Annotated in this window: 17 protein-coding genes and 1 riboswitch; all 17 genes read right to left on the reverse strand. The window is 53.3% G+C overall.

Annotated features, from left to right (window positions below):
• Positions 1–15: 15 nt before the first annotated feature.
• Positions 16–1,224: a CDP-glycerol glycerophosphotransferase family protein gene (locus tag SELR_RS12065; protein ID WP_158645815.1), complete on the reverse strand. Its 1,209-nt coding sequence runs from the start codon at positions 1,222–1,224 to the stop codon at positions 16–18.
• A gap of 279 nt (positions 1,225–1,503) precedes the next feature.
• Positions 1,504–2,835 carry an NCS2 family permease gene (locus SELR_RS12070; RefSeq protein ID WP_014425508.1) on the reverse strand — a complete coding sequence of 444 codons (1,332 nt, stop codon included), beginning with the start codon at positions 2,833–2,835 and terminating at the stop codon, positions 1,504–1,506.
• 72 nt (positions 2,836–2,907) lie between these two features.
• A riboswitch (purine riboswitch) is annotated at positions 2,908–3,010 on the reverse strand.
• Between the two features lie 46 nt (positions 3,011–3,056).
• On the reverse strand, positions 3,057–4,370 hold the full coding sequence (gene hemL / locus SELR_RS12075; RefSeq protein ID WP_014425509.1) for a glutamate-1-semialdehyde 2,1-aminomutase: 1,314 nt from the start codon (positions 4,368–4,370) through the stop codon (positions 3,057–3,059).
• Complete coding sequence (gene hemB, locus SELR_RS12080; protein WP_014425510.1) at positions 4,370–5,350, reverse strand: porphobilinogen synthase; 981 nt, start codon at positions 5,348–5,350, stop codon at positions 4,370–4,372. The genes hemL and hemB overlap by 1 nt, the downstream gene beginning before the upstream one ends.
• 15 nt (positions 5,351–5,365) lie before the next feature.
• The gene (gene cobA / locus SELR_RS12085) at positions 5,366–6,874 is read right to left on the reverse strand and encodes a uroporphyrinogen-III C-methyltransferase (RefSeq protein ID WP_014425511.1); all 1,509 of its coding nucleotides are present in this window, start codon (positions 6,872–6,874) and stop codon (positions 5,366–5,368) included.
• 96 nt (positions 6,875–6,970) lie between these two features.
• Entirely contained in the window at positions 6,971–7,915 is a 945-nt protein-coding gene (gene hemC, locus SELR_RS12090) for a hydroxymethylbilane synthase (RefSeq protein ID WP_014425512.1), read from the reverse strand.
• A complete protein-coding gene (gene hemA / locus SELR_RS12095; RefSeq protein WP_014425513.1) occupies positions 7,878–9,194 on the reverse strand; it encodes a glutamyl-tRNA reductase in 1,317 nt (438 codons plus the stop codon). Before hemA ends, hemC begins: the two co-directional genes overlap by 38 nt.
• Positions 9,148–9,810 carry a precorrin-2 dehydrogenase/sirohydrochlorin ferrochelatase family protein gene (locus SELR_RS12100; protein WP_014425514.1) on the reverse strand — a complete coding sequence of 221 codons (663 nt, stop codon included), beginning with the start codon at positions 9,808–9,810 and terminating at the stop codon, positions 9,148–9,150. Before SELR_RS12100 ends, hemA begins: the two co-directional genes overlap by 47 nt.
• 151 nt (positions 9,811–9,961) lie before the next feature.
• Entirely contained in the window at positions 9,962–10,633 is a 672-nt protein-coding gene (locus SELR_RS12105; protein WP_014425515.1) for a response regulator, read from the reverse strand.
• A gap of 61 nt (positions 10,634–10,694) precedes the next feature.
• Positions 10,695–11,981, reverse strand: a complete 1,287-nt coding sequence (locus tag SELR_RS12110; RefSeq protein ID WP_158645816.1) for a type II secretion system protein GspD — start codon at positions 11,979–11,981, stop codon at positions 10,695–10,697.
• Between the two features lie 29 nt (positions 11,982–12,010).
• Positions 12,011–12,574: a hypothetical protein gene (locus tag SELR_RS12115; protein ID WP_014425517.1), complete on the reverse strand. Its 564-nt coding sequence runs from the start codon at positions 12,572–12,574 to the stop codon at positions 12,011–12,013.
• Positions 12,575–12,861: 287 nt separating this feature from the next.
• On the reverse strand, positions 12,862–14,109 hold the full coding sequence (sstT, locus tag SELR_RS12120) for a serine/threonine transporter SstT (RefSeq protein WP_014425518.1): 1,248 nt from the start codon (positions 14,107–14,109) through the stop codon (positions 12,862–12,864).
• A 211-nt stretch (positions 14,110–14,320) separates the two neighbouring features.
• Positions 14,321–15,178 carry a dTDP-4-dehydrorhamnose reductase gene (gene rfbD, locus SELR_RS12125; protein ID WP_014425519.1) on the reverse strand — a complete coding sequence of 286 codons (858 nt, stop codon included), beginning with the start codon at positions 15,176–15,178 and terminating at the stop codon, positions 14,321–14,323.
• 111 nt (positions 15,179–15,289) lie between these two features.
• Positions 15,290–16,738 carry a sensor histidine kinase gene (locus tag SELR_RS12130; RefSeq protein ID WP_041914414.1) on the reverse strand — a complete coding sequence of 483 codons (1,449 nt, stop codon included), beginning with the start codon at positions 16,736–16,738 and terminating at the stop codon, positions 15,290–15,292.
• Positions 16,722–17,414 (reverse strand): response regulator transcription factor, encoded by a 693-nt coding sequence (locus tag SELR_RS12135; protein WP_014425521.1) that lies wholly within the window; start codon positions 17,412–17,414, stop codon positions 16,722–16,724. The genes SELR_RS12130 and SELR_RS12135 overlap by 17 nt, the downstream gene beginning before the upstream one ends.
• A 90-nt stretch (positions 17,415–17,504) precedes the next feature.
• Complete coding sequence (locus SELR_RS12140; protein ID WP_014425522.1) at positions 17,505–17,900, reverse strand: thioesterase family protein; 396 nt, start codon at positions 17,898–17,900, stop codon at positions 17,505–17,507.
• A 27-nt stretch (positions 17,901–17,927) separates the two neighbouring features.
• Positions 17,928–18,818, reverse strand: coding sequence for a LysR family transcriptional regulator (locus tag SELR_RS12145; protein WP_014425523.1), 891 nt, complete (start codon positions 18,816–18,818; stop codon positions 17,928–17,930).
• Positions 18,819–19,011 lie beyond the last annotated feature (193 nt).

The raw sequence follows: 19,011 nt of genomic DNA on the forward strand, positions 1-19,011 counted from the left end.
ATCATTCGCCTCCTGCTATGCAATATTCGTAACTTCCATGTCCTGTATCATAATTGGTTTTCCAGTTTTACTGTATAGCTCCACTACAGAACTGGTGTCCCCATAATAGGCATCGCTCCATGCAATGGCACGTTCTAGCTCAGGTGTGTCATCATAAATTCCCCAGCCTTCCTTCAAGTAAGCATCACGCAATTCACGATAAACAGATGCTACCTGAGGAATCATCGAATCCAGCGTTGCTTCCATAAGCGGATGAGGACGCCACCAAAACGCCAAATCTTTCCTGCTTCTGAAATATAAGAGCACCGAATACAGCTTTTCGATTATCCTATTCGAATATATCAAATGTGCTTGCAGACTGGTATTGTAAAGAATGATTTTACGTCCAGCTACAAGACGCTCCCAAGCCTCAGGCAAGGGATAATCCTCTTTCCTTGATGCGATAACCTTGTCATATTTAGGCGAACCAAGAGCGAGGATCTTTCCCTCAGGAAGCTCTCCTCCTGAATAGTACTCCTCGTAAATCGCTTTAATTTTCTCATTTTCTACAATGACATAATCCGCGTTATTTACGCCCGGTTCTTGAATGAAATTCGGTTTTAATTCCTTTCCTGTAACAAAATAAGGAATATACACCAACTTATCCGCACACTTTTTTAGATTACTGCTGTAGAATTCCTCGCTGGGGCTCGTTACCCTGTTGCAATCATCATAAGGGTAATGAAAGAAAATTACATCAGGATGCATGGTCTTCAAATCCACTTCCTGCCAATCCAAAGTAGGCACATCCTTAGGGAACAAATCCCTCTCGCAGTGCCACTCTTTGGCTGTCCCATCCGGATTCCTGTCGCAGTAAGGAATAGGAATCACATAGGCCAGACAATTATCCTTATCCTCATAAGCAGCCCGCCATACACTCTCCAGGCTGTCCCACATGCTGGCTTTATACGGCAGGAACACCATCTCTTTTTTGAAATGTTTCTCCTTGTCGGTCTCAGCCATAATATGCTCCAAGAGTTCCTTGCACAGTCCCACAATCTCTCCGGCATCTTTTCCGGCTTTCCCAGAGAGTATCTGCTTGATAGCCATAATAAGGGTATCGTAGGCTTCCCCATATCTGACATCATAATTGCTCTTGGTCAGCCCCATCTGGCATAAGTCTCTGACCTCGGTCAGGCGATGCAGGATAGGATGCAGTTTCTGTGGGTGTTCGTTCTCGGCCATGTTCAGGGACACATATATGGATTTAAGACTGGATAAGAGTCTGCTCTTTATAGCCATTACCTTCACCCTCTTAGATAGTAATCTATTCCTGATGTTCATATGGATCATGAAAGAAGATTATTGCCGCAATTCAATCCAATTTTCTGTTTCTATAGTCTAAATTTTCGACATTAATCGATTTTTCCCTTCTTTTTTCGACTTACTTTCAGGCATCACAAAAGCGGCTATCCGCTCTTGCCCTGTGGGCACGGCGGATAGCCGCTGGAATAGCTTATGGACTTAGGAACGCATAAACAGGTTAATCATGAAAGCGATGCTGACGAGCCACATGATGGGGCTGACTTCCCTTGCCTTGCCGGACAGGGATTTCATGAACGCGTAGCTGATGAAACCGAAAGCGAAGCCGTTGGCGATGGACGAGGTCATTGGCATCATGATGATGGTCAGGAAGGCAGGCAGGCCGTCGGTGAAGTCGGCGAAATTCACCTTGCCAACTTCAGACATCATCAGGGCGCCGACGAGGATCAGCGGCGGTGCCGTGGCAAAGCCTGGCACGAGGCCAATCAGCGGTGCAAACAGCAGGGACACGAGGAAGAGTACGGCAACGGTCACAGCCGTGAGGCCGGTCTTGCCGCCCGCTGCGATACCGGCAGCGCTTTCGATATAGGACGTAACCGTGGAAGTACCGAAGACTGCGGAGAAGATCGTACCCACAGCATCGGTATTCAGGGCTTTGTCGAGATTCTCGATCTCGCCGTTCTTCTTGACGAGATTGGCCTTAGCCGTGAGACCAATCAAGGTACCCATGTTATCGAAGAGTTCGACGACCGTGAAGGTGAAGATGATGGACAGGATACCGTAGTTCCAGGCACCCATGATATCCAGCTTGCCGAAGGTTTCACCCATATGCGGCAGGCTCGTGCTGACCACATCGGAGAACGCATGCGGAACCGGGGAATAGCCCAGCACCATGGAAAGGACCGTCGTAGCGATGATACCGATCAGGATGGAGCCCTGCACGTCACGGGCCATCAGTACACCAGTGAGCACGAGGCCGAACAGGGACATCGCCGTTTCCGGCTTAGTCACATGGCCAAGCGTGATGAAGGTAGCGGGATCGCTGACGATCAGGCCGGTGCCTTTAAGACCGATAAACGCGATGAATAAGCCGATACCCACGCCGATAGCCACGCGCAGATTCTGCGGCACGGCGTTGATGATGGCCTGACGCACATGGCTGATGGTCAGGATCAAAAACAGCAAACCAGAGAAGAATACTGCGCCCAGCGCTACCGTCCAGTGGAGTCCTAACACACCGCAGACGTAGTAAGCGAAGAACGCATTGAGCCCCATGCCCGGTGCCAAAGCCACCGGGTAATTGGCGAACACGCCCATCATCATCGTGGACAGCGCCGCAATCCAGATGGTGGATGCAATGGCAGCCTCTTTAGGCACGCCGGCATCGGCGAGGATGTTCGGGTTGACGAACATGATATACGCCAAGGCGATAAAGGTGGTGAAACCAGCGATAATCTCCGTGCGTACCGTGGTTCCCTTTTCCGAGAGCTTAAAGAACCGCTCCAGGAAAGACTGACTTGCTTGAACTTGCATAAAAAATAATAGCCTCCTCTTTCTTAGCAGGCGGACTCATAAGTCACCGCAAGAAAAAGGAAGCTTCAACTGTCAATGCTTCGTTTTCCTTGTAGACTGTGACAATTTACGGTTGCCTGTAGAAACGCCCATACCATATTCATGGGCTTATACAAGAAATTAACGATAACAGAATAGCAAAAAACAGGACATATGTCAATTTATTAGAAAATTTATCCTTTTCACATTGCCGCCACTTTGGCAAAGGCGATTTCTGCCGCTGCAATGGTGCGCTCGATATCTTCGTCCGTATGGGCGCCGCTCATGAAGAGGGTTTCGAACTGGGACGGGGCCAAGTAGATGCCCTGTTCGAGCATGGCCTTGAACCAGACTTTGAATTTCTCCTGGTCGGCGTTGCAGGAGTCCTCGTAGTTCAGCACATCCTTGTCGCTGAAGAAGATGCCGAACATGGAACCGGCCTGATGGGCCTGGATGGTAACGCCGGCTTCTTTGGCTTTTTCCAGCCAGCCCAGCAGCAGTTTCTTCGTCTTTAAGGTCAGCTCACGGCTGTAGTCAGCCTTGCCTTCTTCGGGTTCGGCGGTGATGATCTGCAGGGTTGCGAGGCCTGCGGTCATGGCCAACGGGTTGCCCGAGAGGGTGCCAGCCTGATAGACCGGGCCGGACGGGGAAACTTTGGCCATGATATCCTTGCGGCCGCCATAGGCTGCCACGGGCAGGCCGCCGCCGATGATCTTGCCAAGGCAGGTCAGATCCGGCGTGATGCCATAAGCCGCCTGCGCACCGCCTAAGGAAGCCCGGAAGCCGCACATGACTTCATCAAAGATCAGCAATGCGCCATGTTTTTCAGTGAGTTCACGGAGCTTATGCAGATAACCCTGCTGAGGCAGGACGAGGCCCATATTGCCGGCCACCGGCTCGACAATGACAGCGGCTACCTGGTCGCCCACTTCTTCCATTACTTTCGTAATGGCGTCCACATCATTGTAAGGCACGGAAATGGTATCCTGTGCCGTGCCCTTGGTCACGCCCGGCGAACTCGGCACGCCGAAGGTGGCCATGCCGGAACCGGCGTTTACGAGCAGGCTGTCGCTATGGCCGTGGTAGCAGCCAATGAATTTCACGATCTTTTCCCGCCCCGTATAGCCGCGTGCCAGACGCAAAGCGCTCATGGTGGCTTCGGTGCCGGAGTTGACCATGCGGATGGTTTCGATAGACGGATAAACCTCCATCACGAGTTTGGCCAGTTCCGACTCAATGCAGGTCGGTGCGCCATAGCTCGTGCCACGGGTTGCGGCTTCCTGCAAAGCCTTGACGACTTTGGGATGGGCATGGCCCACAACCATCGGGCCCCAGGAGCCTACATAGTCGATGTATTCATTGCCGTCGATATCGTAAATCTTATCCCCTAAAGCATGGTCGATGAACGGCGGATTGCAGTCCACGCTCTTGTAGGAACGCACGGGGCTGTTGACGCCGCCGGGCATAAGTTCCTTGGCTTCAGCAAAAGCAGCAGCGGATTTTTCCAGGTTCAGCATCAGTTTTCCTCCTTCAGCCAGCGAGCCACATCCATAGCATGATAGGTGATGATGATATCAGCACCGGCGCGTTTCATGGAAAGCAGAGTTTCCATAACGATGCGCTTTTCATCAATCCAACCGTTCTTGGCGGCAGCCTTGACCATGGCATATTCACCGCTGACATTGTAAACAGCCACCGGATGATGGATATGGTCACGCACCTGACGGACTACATCGAGGTAAGCCAGAGCCGGCTTCACCATGATGATGTCAGCGCCTTCGGCAATATCGAGGTCTACTTCCTTGATGGCTTCATGGGCATTGGCCGGGTCCATCTGATACTGGCGGCGGTCACCGAAAGCCGGTGCGCTATCAGCCGCATCACGGAAGGGACCATAATAGCCCGAAGCGTATTTGACCGCATAGCTCATGATGGATACATTCTGGAAGCCATTTTCGTCCAAAGCCTCACGGATGGCAGCCACACGGCCATCCATCATATCGGAAGGCGCGATGATGTCTACACCACACTGGGCCTGGGATACGGCCACCTTCTGCAGGAGCTTCAGCGTCGCATCGTTATCCACATAATGACCTTCGAGATGTCCGCAATGACCGTGGTCGGTGTATTCGCACATGCAGACATCGCCCACGATCATAAGTTCCGGAATCTCGGCCTTAATAGCCTTGATGGCCCGCTGCACGGGGCTCGTCATATCCCAGGCGCTGCTGCCGTCGGCATCCTTGTATTCGGGAATGCCAAATACTTCTACGGAAGGGATACCCAGTTCCCAGCACTTTTTGGCGGTCTTGACGGCTTCATCCACCGACAGATGGAAACATCCCGGCATGGAAGGGATTTCCTCGCGGACTTTTTCGCCCGGCACCACAAACAGAGGATAGACAAAATCCTTTACCGACAGGCTGGTCTCGCGCACCATGGCACGCATAGCGGGGCTGATGCGCATACGGCGCGGACGGAGTTTCTGTTCATACATGACTAACATCTCCTATTATTTGCAAATGGCTTCTACCAAGCCATCAATGGTATATTCTTCTGCTACGATGTCCGGCTCAATGCCCAAAGATTTAGCCGTATCGGCAGTGATGGGGCCGATGCAGGCGGTCTTGACATCCTTCAAGAGGTCTGCCGAACCGATGATTTCCACGAGATTCTTGACCGTGGAAGAACTCGTGAAGGTCACCATATCAAACTGGCCGTCTTTGATTTCAGCAGCCAGCGCTTCGCCGTCCACCTGACCGCAGACCGTGCGGTAAGCGGCGGCGACTTCGACTTCGGCGCCCATTTCCCGTAAAGTTTCCGGCAGGATTTCCCGAGCTTCTTCAGCACGGGGAATCAGGATTTTCGCATGGGGCGGCAGTTTGCCCTTCAGGGCTTCCAGCACACCTTCTGCCCGGTATTCAGCCGGAACTACATCGGCGTTCAAGCCGTATTGATGGAGTTTCTCTGCCGTAGCCGAACCGATTGCGGCAATCTTAGCATAGCCCAGAGCACGGGCATCCTTGCCGGCCTTGAACAGGCGGGCAAAAAAACGGCCTACGCCATTGGCGCTCGTGAAGATCAGCCAGTGATAATCCTGCAGATGGTCAATGGACTTATCGAGCGCCGCATAGTTGTCAGCCGGATCAGCCATAGAAATTGCCGGCGCTTCGAATACCTCTGCTCCGAGGTTCTCCAATTTCGCCGTAAGCTTGGATGCCTGACTGCGTGCTCTGGTTACGAGAATCCGCTTGCCAAACAGAGGTCGTTGGGAGAGATTATCGAACCACTGCAGGCTGTCGCGCAGCTTGACCACTTCACCTACGATAAAGATGGCCGGCGGCTTGATGCCGTTCTTGGCCACATCTTCGGCGGCCTTGCCCACGGTGGTCACAAGCGTGCGCTGTTCCGGTTTCGTGCCCCAGCGGATTACAGCGGCCGGAGTATCGGCACTGCGGCCGTTTTCAATCAATTTGCTCGTGATATGCGGCAGGTTGGCTACGCCCATCAGGAATACCAGCGTATCCACGCCCGTGGCCAGATGTTCCCAGCGCATGTTACTCTTGCCCTTGGTGGGATCTTCATGACCTGTCACCACAGCAAAGGATGTGGCCACCGCCCGATGGGTTACAGGAATGCCCGCATAAGCCGGCACGGAAATGGCCGAAGTGATGCCTGGCACGATTTCGAAGGGCAGGTTGTTTTCCCGCAGCAGCAGGCCTTCCTCGCCGCCCCGGCCAAAGACGAAGGGATCGCCGCCCTTGAGGCGTACGACGCATTTGCCTTCTTTTGCCTTGTCCACCAACAGCTGATTGATGTCTTCCTGTTTCATCGTGTGATTGCTGGAGGCCTTGCCCACATAGATGTATTCGGCATCGTCCGGGGCCCAGCGCAGGATGCGGTCATCAGCCAGACGGTCATAGACGACAACGTCTGCCATCTTGAGGCAATCCACTGCCTTCATGCTGATAAGCCGGTAATCTCCGGGGCCTGCACCTACTAAATAAACCATTCCTGCCATTCTTTATGTCATCCCTTTTCTTTATTAATAGAGTTACCGCAAAAACGACACCTCATCCACCGCTTCGCGGTCCCCCTTCCCCTCAAGGGGAAGGCTTTAATTGGCTGCCTCTTGTAGCAGTCCGAGTTCTTGCAAAATTGATTTTCCGCCGGCGGCGAGGAGTTTTTCGGCCAGTGTTACGCCGAGTTTTTCCGCGTCTTCGACCTTGCCGCTGATTTTGTCACGGTAGAGGCGCTGGCCGTCAAGTGAAGCAATCACGGCTTCTACCTGAATCTCTTCTTTTTCGGCGGGTACAGCATAGACGCCGACGGGGACCTGACAGCCACCTTCTACGCGCCCCAGGAAGGCGCGCTCGGCCTTGGCACAGTGTACTGTGGCTTCGTCATTGAGGAAGGCAAGCATTTCCCGCATTTCTGCATCATCCTCACGGGTTTCGATTGCCAAGGCGCCCTGCCCCACAGCAGGCAGTACCATTTCTTGCGGCAGCACCTCGGTAATGCGCTCGCCGAAGCCCAGACGTTTGAGGCCGGCTACGGCGAGGATGATGGCATCGAAGTTCTCGCTTTCGAGCTTGGCCAGTCTTGTATTCACATTGCCCCGCAGGTCGCAGATATTGAGGTCCGGGCGGGCATGCAAAAGCTGTGCCTTGCGGCGCAGGCTGGAAGTACCTACTTTTGCGCCACAAGGCAACGCGTCAAATGTCTTGAATTTGGGACTGACCACGGCATCACCAGGGTCGAAACGCTTGGTGATAGCGGCGAGGCATAAGCCTGCGGGCAACTCCGTGGGCATATCCTTGAGGCTGTGCACCGCCAAATCGATGCCGCCGTCCAGCATGTCCATTTCGAGCTCTTTGGTAAAGAGCCCCTTGCCGCCAATCTTGGCCAGGGGGGCATCGAGAATCTTATCCCCCTTGGTGGTCATCAGTTTCAGTTCTACGGTAAGTCCCGGATATTCTTCCTCCAAACGGCCTTTTACGTATTCTGCCTGCCATAACGCCAGCTTACTGCTGCGCGTACCGATAACAATCGTGTTCTTCACTGTTTGCCGTCTCTCCTATCGTATCCAGTTTAAAAAGCGCCCGCATGGCTTCGATGTAAAATTCTTCTTGTTCCGTGCCTGCGGCGGAATTGAGTTTCATCATGGGCATGCGCAGGATCTTGCGCACGATCATGCGGCTCATATGCTCCACCTGCCGCCACTGCTCTTCATTAAGGTCCGGCAGTTTGGAGCTGGCCCGCTTGACCTCCCGGGCGCGGATGCGCTCACAGCGGTCGGAGAGCCTGGCCATCAACGGACGGAAGGACAGATACTGGAAGCGCTCCATGATGGAATCCACTTCCTCCTGCACGATCTTTTCGGCCTGCTTGGCTTCGTGGCGGCGCTCTTCGATATGCTCGTCCACCACTTCTTCCAATGCGTCGATATTATAAAGGGTTACGCCCTTGATTTCTCCGACTTCCGGATCCACGTCACGGGGCACGGCAATATCAATCAGGAAGAGCTGCCGGCTCTTGCGCTTGGTCATCAGCTGGCGGGTTTCCCATGGCTTGATCACATAGTGGGGCGCACCTGTGGAAGTCACGATCACATCCACATCCACGGCCCGCTTCATAGCCTCCTCAAAAGGCACGGCTTCACCATTGAACTGCGCGGCCAAAAGCTCCGCCCGCTCGATATGGCGGTTGGTCACATAGATTTTCTTCACGCCATGGGATATGAGATGCTGGGCCGTAAGTTCAGCCATCTTCCCGGCGCCGAAAATCAGCGCACTGGCCTCATGAAGTTCACCCAAGGCCTCACGTGCCAGTTCTACGGCCGCATAGCTCACGGATACGGAGTTGAACTGGATGCGGGTTTCTGTGCGCACCCGCTTGCCCGTGGCAATGGCCCGATGGAACAGGGTGTTGAGCACCGTGCTCGTCGTGCCCGCCTCCCGGCTCATGGCATAGGCTTCCTTGACCTGCGAAAGGATCTGTCCTTCGCCCAATACCAGCGAGTCAAGGCTCGATGCCACCCGAAACAGGTGGTCGATGCATTCTTCATCGGCATAGTGATAGAGATATTCGTCAATATTTTCCTCATTGCCCGTGAGGTCGAAGAGGAACTGCTTCAAGGTGGCTAAATCCCGATCTGCCTTCTCCACCACAGCATACATCTCGCTGCGGTTGCAGGTGGATAATACCACCGCTTCCAGAATCCCTTCATACTCCCCTAAATTGGCCAAACCGCTTTTTACAGCCGCTTTGGGAATGGAAAAACGCTCACGCACATCAACGGGCGCCGTCTTGTGGTTGAGCCCCAGCATCAATAATTCCATTTCTTACCTCTTCCTCCGCCTGGTCTAACTGACCAGCTCTCACTAAATCAATCACACGCTGCGTCAGCGCCTGCCGCCAAAGCCGTTCATGCTCCCGGCTGCCCCCCGGCCTCCCCTTTACTTCCTGACGCAATACTGCTAACCGTTCCAAAAAATCTCCGAATTCTTCCGGGTATTCCAGCTCCAGCCGCTCACGCAGGAGCTTGGCAAAGGCAGGGCTCACGCCGCCGGTGGATATGGTCAGCAGCATATCGCCCCGCGCCACTTTCGAAGGCACAGAAAAATCCGTCCGTTCCGGTGCCGTGGCAGCATTGACCAATGCGCCGATTTCCTTAGCCTCGGCAATGGCGGTAAGATTCGCAATCTTATCGTTGGCCGTACAGAACACCAATAGCGGCTGCAGATGCAGCAGCATGCCCGGGTGATAATCGCTCTTCTGCCAGTTCAATTGGCCGCTCAGGGCCAGCTTCTGCAAGCCCTCTGACAGCTGGGGTGCAATGATGGTAACCTTCGCTCCGGCCGCCAGCAGATCCTTGACCTTGCGCCCGGCCACCTGACCGCCGCCAATGACCACACAAACTTTATCAGTCAAATCGAGATTCAGCGGATACAGCACCGTAATCACCTTCCAAATTTATTTCGTGAATACCTCTCAATTACGAATCGGATTCATATTTTTCTACTATTCCTATTATACCTTATACAGACACGAAAAAAAAGCAGAAATCCATAAAAAACGGACTTCTGCCTAAGGATATTTTCCACCCTTATTCCAAGGAAATGATCTTGTTCTTCAACACATAGACCAAGGCCTGGGTACGGTCCTCCACCTTGAGTTTCCGCAGGACTCTGGTCATATGATTCTTGACGGTCTTTTCGCTGAGTCCCAGGGCCTTGGCAATATCCTGATTGGAAAAGCCCTTGGCCACGCATTCCAGCACATCCATCTCCCGAGAGGTCAGACGCTCGCCCCGGCTCTCGTCGAGGATTTCCCTGGCCCGGTTCTCCACATCATCAGTAACCGTGGCACTGCCGAAGAGACGTTCTGCCAGCTCCGGATAAACGAAGGCATCGCCGCCATTAACCACATGGATGGCCTTGATGAGCACCGCTGGTTCCACATCTTTCAGCAGATAGCCCAGCGCACCGTTTTTCAGCATTTCCAGCACGTAATTGTCGCTGTCGTGAATGGTCAGGGCAATGATGCGGGTTTCGCATTCCGCTTGTTTGAGCTGCTTGACTACGTCCAGGCCGCTCATCCCCGGCATATTGATGTCCAGCAGCAGCACATCCGGCTGCAACATCAGGGTACGGGCCACCGCTTCCTGGCCATCCTCAGCCTCGCCGATAACCTCAAAACCGTCCTCGAAATTCAGGACACGCTTGATGCCCTGTCGCAGCAACGCGTGGTCGTCTGCTATCAAAATCTTAATGGCCATAATCTATTCCCCTTTACAAGTCTTCATAACTGATATGCATGCACATTATAACATAATTATATCACAACACATGGGCCTTTAGGAATATCATGACTTCGGATTCCGTATGATTATGCTGGGTATTTCGGAACAACATGCGGAAAAAGGGCAGGTCTCCCAGCAAAGGCACCTTGCTCATGGTGCGGGATTCCTCGCTGCTGATCAGGCCGCCAATCACCATGGTCTCCCCGTCCCGCAGCCGCACGATGGTATCGGCACTGCGCCGGTTGAACCGATAGGCCTTCAGATCCGTCACAAATTCCGGCGTGCTGACCTCCGTATGTACTTCCGTTGTAATCTGGCCGTCGCTGTTGACCCGCGGCGTGCAGCGCAGGATGATTCCCGCCTGCCGATAAGTCACCGTATTGGTCGTACTGTTTTCGGCTACCGTCTGGGTTGGCACCGGCACATCGCCACCGATATTGATGATGGCTTCATGTCCCTGAATGGTGGTGATATTGGGTCTGGCCAGGATTTTCGCCTTGCCATCTGTCACCAGGGCATTGAGCTTCGCACCAAAGTAGAATTCAAAGGGATAGCCCTCCGGCCCTCTGCCGAAACGGATAATGCCGGGGATATTATCCCCTTTGCCGTTATAACGGCGCTTGGTTTCCACCTCTACCCGCTCATTGCTCTTGCCGGCATTGCGATAGGTTTTGCTATGCTCTGGATACTGGGGCAGCTTTGACCATTCCCATTCAATGCCCAGATTCTTCGCCGCATTGCGGGAAATAGCTACGACTTCCGCCTCAATGCTGACCTGCTTAGCAGGGATATCCACCTGCTGCATGGCCTGCTGTACCTTCTGGGCCTCTGCATCCGTACCGTAAAAAAGCACCGCACCAGCGGATTCATCCACCATGACACGGGAAACTGGATTTTTCTGTTCCGCAGTCACTTTTGACTTACCTGTACTACTCTTTAGTTTCGTCGTTTGGGACTTTTCTCCTCCTGCAAAAAGAGATAAATTTGCCACTTTTGCTAAATCCTCCGGCCGGGCATACTGCGCTTTGTACATATGTACCCGCCGCAGGGTATTGCTTTGGGCTGGTGTCGTCACCACATAGACACCCGCATATTTTTCCAACAATAGTCCCTTGGATGCTGCCAAGAGTTCCAGAATCTTCTCCGGTTCCTCTTTCACATTGACCGTGACTGTGCCGCCGATATTATCTGCCAACAGCAGATTGAAGCCGCCCATGCGGGCCACTGACATCAGCACGGCCCCGGTGGCCGCATTTTCCACATGCAGGCGCACCGGCGCTGCCAGCCCATCAGCATGTCCGAACAGAAAAAAACATAATCCCATAACGAAAATCTTTCTGACTGTCTTATGCATCATTTCGCCCCCATCTGCATCATGGCCAGCGGCAAATGACGCACCTGTCCAGCTCTTGCCACCGTCACCGACTCAGCTCCCACATCCGTAACCTGCCAGCCGTCCACCATCTCACCACAGCCAGCTGTCACCGTACTGTTTCCCGTCCGCAAAAGCGCCAGCCGCCCGCCGGCACCTTCCACAATACCACAGAGAATAATATTGGCCTGCCTTACTTTGGGCACGGGCACGTTCTGCTTCTTTGCCACCGGCGTGACGGCAGCTCGTTCTGTTGCCGTTGCCGGCAGCGGCTTCTGCTCCTCCCTGCCGGCCTCGGCAATCTCCCCCTCCCGTTCATGGAGCAGGGAAAAGGGATTGCGCAGTTCCTGTGACGCATTGGCCTGCTGCAATCCCTTGATTTCCGGCGGCTCCGCTGGCTGCTCCTCCCTGTGCTTGTCAGACTGCAGCACCGGGGCCGGCTCCTCTGCCGCCCCGGCATAATAGGCCCCTGCTCCCCCGGCCAATAATAGAAAAACACTGCCAAAAATCACGGGCTTGCGCCATTTCGCATCCTGTAAATCCATACTTTCGCCTTCTTTGTCCACGACTGATGGAATATGATTTTCTTTATTATACACCTGTTATGGACATTTTTCCACTATTGTATTATTCTTTAACACCAGCCACCTCATCCACTACCTTCCCCTCAAGAGAAAGGCCTGGCATTCTCAATGACGTTTATTATTAATACGTACTAAGCCCCAGGGGCTGGCGATGTTTTTTCGGAGCGTTTGACGACTTGCGTCTCAGCGCAGAAAAAATATTGCCAGCCCCTGGGGCGTCTTAGCAGCACGATATAGATCAGCCTATATTAATTTTTCAGCACCATATCCGCATCGGTCAGGGTGCCGTCTTTTGCTTTCTTGGTAAGTTCCGCCGTTGCCGTAAACAGCACGTCACTGGAACTGTTCAGGGCCGTTTCGCAGGAATCCTGCAGTACGCCGATGATGAAACCGACGCCAACCACCTGCATGGCGATATCATTGCTGATACCGAAGGACGAACAGGCCACGGGAATCAGCAGCAGGGAACCGCCGGCCACGCCGGATGCACCGCAGGCACCAACCGTAGCGATGATGCAGAGCAGCAGGGCCGTGGGCAGGTCAACGTCAATGCCCAGCGTATGAGCACAGGCCAGGGACAGCACCGCAATGGTGATGGCCGCGCCGCTCATATTGATGGTGGCTCCCAGCGGAATGGAAACGGAATACGTATCCTTATGCAGGCCCAGGCGCTCACAGAGCTCCATATTGACCGGAATATTGGCTGCCGAACTTCTCGTGAAGAAGGCATAGAGACCGCTTTCCCGCAAGGTGGTCAGCACTAGCGGATAAGGATTGCGATGAATGTGCATATAGACAATCAACGGGTTCATGATCAAAGCTACTGAGAAGAACGCCCCTAGGAGCACCGCCAGCAGATGGAAGTAACCCATGATGGCCTCGGCGCCATTCGTGCCGATGGCATCTGCCACCAGGCCCATGATGCCGAATGGTGCCAGGCGGATTACCCACTGCACCAGCTTCGTCACAGCCTTGGCAAAATCATTCAAAGCTTCCTTCGTACTGTCCGAAGCGCTGTGCAGAGCCAGCCCCGTCAGCACACCCCAGGCCAGGATGCCGATGTAATTGGCGCTGGCAATGGCATGGATGGGATTATCCACCACATTCAGCACTAGATTGTGCAGGACTTCCAAGATGCCACTGGGCGGCGTGAGCTTAGCATCTGCCAGCTGCAGCTGCAAGGTGGTCGGAAAGGCAAAGGAATACGCTACCGCCACTAAGGATGCAAAGAATGTAGCCAGCACATAAAGCCGGACAATGGGCTTCATGGAGGCGCTGGCATCTGCATTTTTCTGGGCCATGGCGTTCATGACCAGCACGAACACCAATACCGGAGCCACACCTTTCAAAGCCCGGACGAACAAATCACCGAATATGGCCACCAACGGCACCATTCCCGGTGCAGCCAGGGCGATGATGATACCAATTACTAAACCAACTGCGATTAGCTTGATCAGGGCAGTTTCCATATATTTTCTGCCAACTTTTCTAAACATGCTAATCCCCCTCCTTCAAAAAAATTCTTGTATTACGATAAGTGCGTTCACCTATATTATACATGTGTTAGTATATACTATACTTTACACTTTGGCAAGAGAATATGACAAAAATGTTTCTTCACGGCGAACTATTGCCATTAAAACAAGAAAACTGCGTACACATTTCTCGAATATGTACGCATCTGAAGGACAGTATAGGGTTATATTATCACAATATCGCTTCATTTTGTAATTCAATCAGATAACGGCCTACCGCATCCTGCCAACGGGGCAGCAGTTTGAAACCATTCTCTGTAAGTTTTCCCGTATCCATGCGGGAATTCTTCGGCCGCACAGCCTTGGTGGGATAGGCAGATGAGTCAACGGGCGTAACCGTGACCTCACGGCCAGCCTGCCGGAATACCTCGGCAGCCAGCTCAGCCCAGGAACAGAAGCCTTCATTGGTGGCATGATAAACACCATAACGCTCTGTATGTACCATATCCGCCAGCAGTACCGCCAGATCACGGGTATAAGTCGGCGAACCAATCTGATCGCTTACTACGGTGAGTTCCTTGTGGCTCTTGGCCAGATTCAGCATGGTGCGGATAAAGTTCTTGCCATGGATGCCGAACACCCAGGAGATGCGCACGATGAAATACTTCGTCAGCAGTTCCTGCACAGCCTCTTCCCCGGCCAGCTTGGAACGTCCATAGGCGTTTTGTGGCCCCTTGGGTGCATCCACAGCATAAGGCTCCTCCCCATCCCCAGGGAACACATAGTCCGTGCTGATATAGACCATCTTGGCACCGATTTCAGCGCAGGCCTGAGCAACATGGCGCGTGCCTTCCGCATTGATGGCCTGACAGAGTTCCGGTTCCTCCTCCGCCTTATCCACAGCCGTATAAGCAGCACAATGGATCACCACATCCGGCTGATAATCCTTGATATATTTTTCCGTGGCAGCACCATCCGTCAGGGAAAAGTCCTTGCTGGACACGCCCTGCACCTCCACTCCACGGCTTAAGAATTCATTTACACAATCATGGCCTAATTGACCTGTCACCCCTGTGACCAAAACCTTCATTAAAAATTCATCCTCTCCATACATTCCGCTTAGTTCAGCATCTCTCAATGTTTATGTAAATTCTACACAAATGAAAAAATTCCTGCCTTGGCAGGAATTTTCCTAAGATCTCTATATCAATGGTATCTTCAAATGTATAGTTGTCCCTTTGCCCAAGGCACTGCTCATGGTTATTTCAATCCCATGCTGCTCGGCAATCCAGCTGGCAATGGAGAGCCCCAGGCCGGTGCCGCTGACACCCTGAGCCTTGGTACGGGAAGTGTCCACCCGGTAGAAGCGCTCAAAGACCTTCTGCTGATCCTCCGGCGCAATGCCGATGCCGTTATCGGCTAGGTCCACCAGCATGAATTTTCCCTGCTCCTCCTCAACATAACGGGAAGTCACGGTAATCCGCCCGCCTGCCGGGGTGTATTTCTTGCTGTTGTCCAGGAAGATACGGAACATCTGCCGCACGGTCACCAGATCGCCATACATCAGGCCATCATCATTCTGCAGGAGTTCTACGGAATGTTCCTTGGTCACCAGCTGCATTTTCTTCATGACGTCGGCCAACAGTTCGCTTAGCTCGATATTCTCCTTGTGCAGCACCTGACGTTTCTGATCTGCCCGGGCCAAAAACAGCAGTTTTTCAATCAGCTGCTGCATATTCTCCGCTTCTGAGCGGATGGAGGAAATGCCCTCATCCAGCACCTCAGCATCGTCCCGGCCCCAACGGGACAGAAGATCCGAATAGCCCAGAATGACCGTTACCGGCGTGCGCAGTTCATGGGAGGCATCTGACACGAAACGCTGCTGCTGCTTGAAGCCCGCCTCCAGGCGGTTCAGCATATGATTGAAGGTCTCTGCCAATTCCATGAGCTCATCCCGGGCCGGCGGTACCGGCAGGCGGCAATCCATCTTCTCCACCTCGATCTTCCGGGCCGTGACAATCATGTCCCGAATGGGCTGCAAGATACGACGGCTGACAAAGAAACCGCCCAAGAGCGCCAGAAAGAACCCCAAAATGGTCATCAGGAACAGGATTTTCTGCAGGGTTTCCAAAAAATGCTTCTCCGCCGTGATGGTCTTGAAGAAGTGCATCTGATAGATCTGACCGCGGTACTCCACATCCATGCGGGCATGATAGAAGGTGGCATTGCGGAACTGCAGCACCTGCATCTTCTTATTGGCCCAGAAGGGCGGATTCTTGACCTTATGTTCCTCGATTCGCTTCAACGAAGGGAATCGGCTGTCATTTTCGTAGACGATCTGACCGGTCATATCGGTGATACGCAGCACCACCCCGGGCCAGACAATATCATCACGGCCAAAGTCAGAGTCGATGGAACGTCCCTGCTCCAGCACCTCCAGCACGTGATTCATACTCATTTCCAGTTCCACTTCAGCCTGATGGTAGAAGGAAAAGAATACCCCCAGGCCTGTCAGGGTACTGGTCAGGATCAGCACCAGCAGCAGCACTGCCGCATAGAAACAGGTTATTTTCGTAGAAATCTGCGCATAGCGCAGGCGGTCGAACATAAGCCTCGGATGGCGCAGCCAGGCTTTAATCCCGAATAGCATAACCTATGCCCCGCACCGTATGAATGTATTTCTCCTGAAACCGTTCATCGATTTTAGAGCGCAGATAGCGGATATAGACATCCACCACATTGGTATCCCCGTTGTAATCATATCCCCAGACCGCCTGCAGTATCTGCTCGCGGCTCAGCACGTTGCGCTTGTTGCGCAACAGGTATTCCAGCAGGGTGTATTCCTTCTTGGTCAGCTGCACGAACTCGCCCTTTACCCGCACTTCAAAGCGGCTGGGAATCATGATGAGATCCTTGACCGTCAGGCGCTCGTTCTCGTCCACATCGTCGGGGCGTTCCTTGTAGTGGCTGCGCAGGGCGCGGCGGATACGGGCCAGAAGCTCCTGCATGTCAAAGGGCTTCGTGATGTAATCATCGGCCCCCAGATCAAGGCCCGATACCATATCGGATACATCATCACGGGCCGTCAGCATGATGATGGGCACATCGGAAATCTCCCGCACCTTGCGGCAGATTTCCATGCCATCCATCTCCGGCAGCATGACATCCAGCAATACCAGGTCGAAATCTCCCTGCACGATGCGGTCCAGAGCCTTGCGGCCATTATCCTCTGTAGCTGTCTCGTACCCCTCATGTTCCAACTCGATCTGCAAAAAACGGGCAATCCGCCGTTCATCCTCCACGATAAAAATCCTTGGCTTAACCATCCACTTTCCCTCCTGCTTCGTTGCGTATACATACATAATATAACGAAAGGCAAGGTTTGAAAAGCCTTGCCCGTGAATTATAATCAAAAATTAATGTTTGGCCTGCGCCTTGCTGAGGAACTTTTCCTTCTGCACGGCAAAACGCTCATGAGTGCCTACACCGATCTCTTCGGCATCGTCAAAGGCCCGCACCGTAAAGGTCACCTTACGGCCTTCCACAGCCGTGACCTCCGCTTCCGCCCGCACCTTCATGCCCACAGGCGTAGCTGCCTTATGGGCCACATGGAGGCTGATACCCACAGTAGTCCAACCCTCGGGCACGAGGCTTTCGAGAGTTTCCGTGGCGGCCTTTTCCATCAGGCAGGTCATGGCCGGCGTCGCATAGACAGGCAGGGAACCGCTGCCCATGGCGCGGGCGGTTTTCTCCTGGGTGACTTCTTCGGTAACAACATTCTGCAAACCAACTTTTACATCTGTAAGTTCCATAATCGGGTTCCCCTTTCACCTTTGAGACTATCTTTTGCCAGTCCCTAAAAACATTTCCCGGAAGAGCTCGATCAGATGCTCCGCCGAGGAAGATAACGTGCGATTCTTGAGCCAGGCAATCACGGTATGGGTGCTCATCTCCGGCTCCACCAGCTTCTTGTAGATCAGATTGCCATCGGTCAGCAGGGTTTTGGAAGACACCGGCAACAGGGCCATGCCCATGCCCATCTTGGCCAGCAGCAGATCCTGCACGATACTGTCGCTGACACAGACGATCTTCGGCTCAAAGCCCAGCTTGCGGCAGTTGGCGATAAACACCGACTGCCAGCGCAGCGGCACGATGATGGGCTGGTCCCTAAGTTCTGATAGTTCCACCTTCGTGCTGTCAGCCCCGATTTCCTGCTCTTTGTTCATGATAAGCACCAACGGTTCATTGGGCAGCACGATGGACTCATAGACCTTGGAATCCACCTGCGTGCGGGTGATGCCGATCTCAATCACCCTGTTGTCGAGCAGTTCCAGGATACGGGCGCCCTCCGCTTCCCAGATCTGATAGGTCACATTGGGGTAGCGGGAATGGAACTCCGAGATCAGCTCCGGCAGCAAAAGTGCTCCGGAGGTCGTGATCGTGCCCAGCCGGACGGAACCGGCAATACCGGAGCCAATCTCCGTGATTTCCCGCACCGTGCCATCCACCATGCCCAGGATATGCTCGACGCGGGTGTACATCACCCGGCCGGCATCCGTAAGCCGGATACGGCGGCTGCCACGCTCGAAGAGCTGCACACCCAGAGAGCTTTCGAGCCGCTTCATCTGCCGCGATAAGGCAGGCTGGGCAATATCCAGCCTCTGCGCCGCATGACTGATATTTCCTTCCTCAACAATGGCGTAAAACGCCCGCATATCCTTGATATCCATTTCCTGCCTCTTTCTCAATCTATATCCCAAACTTCATAGTTAGTATAACCATTTAGATTCATTATACTTTTTTTGACAATATAGAGCAATGTTTTTTAAAAAAAGTTATAAAACCCCTAACAGTGGCAGCTGGCAGCAGAGATAAAAATCTGCCTTTGGCAGGTTTTTTGCTGTTTGCATGGAATATACACAT

The sequence above is a fragment of the Selenomonas ruminantium subsp. lactilytica TAM6421 genome (assembly GCF_000284095.1).
Lineage (GTDB): Bacteria > Bacillota > Negativicutes > Selenomonadales > Selenomonadaceae > Selenomonas_A > Selenomonas_A lactilytica.

Bases quoted from the DNA above. Each gene is read 5' to 3' on its own strand.
- SELR_RS12105 (WP_014425515.1), bottom strand. From the start codon at position 10,633: ATGGCCATTAAGATTTTGATAGCAGACGACCACGCGTTGCTGCGACAG.
- SELR_RS12130 (WP_041914414.1), bottom strand. From the start codon at position 16,738: ATGCTATTCGGGATTAAAGCCTGGCTGCGCCATCCGAGGCTTATGTTC.
- SELR_RS12110 (WP_158645816.1), bottom strand. From the start codon at position 11,981: ATGGGATTATGTTTTTTTCTGTTCGGACATGCTGATGGGCTGGCAGCG.
- hemB (WP_014425510.1), bottom strand. From the start codon at position 5,350: ATGTATGAACAGAAACTCCGTCCGCGCCGTATGCGCATCAGCCCCGCT.
- cobA (WP_014425511.1), bottom strand. From the start codon at position 6,874: ATGGCAGGAATGGTTTATTTAGTAGGTGCAGGCCCCGGAGATTACCGG.
- rfbD (WP_014425519.1), bottom strand. From the start codon at position 15,178: ATGAAGGTTTTGGTCACAGGGGTGACAGGTCAATTAGGCCATGATTGT.
- SELR_RS12115 (WP_014425517.1), bottom strand. From the start codon at position 12,574: ATGGATTTACAGGATGCGAAATGGCGCAAGCCCGTGATTTTTGGCAGT.
- hemA (WP_014425513.1), bottom strand. From the start codon at position 9,194: ATGGAATTATTGATGCTGGGGCTCAACCACAAGACGGCGCCCGTTGAT.
- SELR_RS12065 (WP_158645815.1), bottom strand. From the start codon at position 1,224: ATGGCCGAGAACGAACACCCACAGAAACTGCATCCTATCCTGCATCGC.
- SELR_RS12140 (WP_014425522.1), bottom strand. From the start codon at position 17,900: ATGGAACTTACAGATGTAAAAGTTGGTTTGCAGAATGTTGTTACCGAA.
- SELR_RS12145 (WP_014425523.1), bottom strand. From the start codon at position 18,818: ATGGATATCAAGGATATGCGGGCGTTTTACGCCATTGTTGAGGAAGGA.
- sstT (WP_014425518.1), bottom strand. From the start codon at position 14,109: ATGTTTAGAAAAGTTGGCAGAAAATATATGGAAACTGCCCTGATCAAG.
- hemL (WP_014425509.1), bottom strand. From the start codon at position 4,370: ATGCTGAACCTGGAAAAATCCGCTGCTGCTTTTGCTGAAGCCAAGGAA.
- SELR_RS12070 (WP_014425508.1), bottom strand. From the start codon at position 2,835: ATGCAAGTTCAAGCAAGTCAGTCTTTCCTGGAGCGGTTCTTTAAGCTC.
- SELR_RS12135 (WP_014425521.1), bottom strand. From the start codon at position 17,414: ATGGTTAAGCCAAGGATTTTTATCGTGGAGGATGAACGGCGGATTGCC.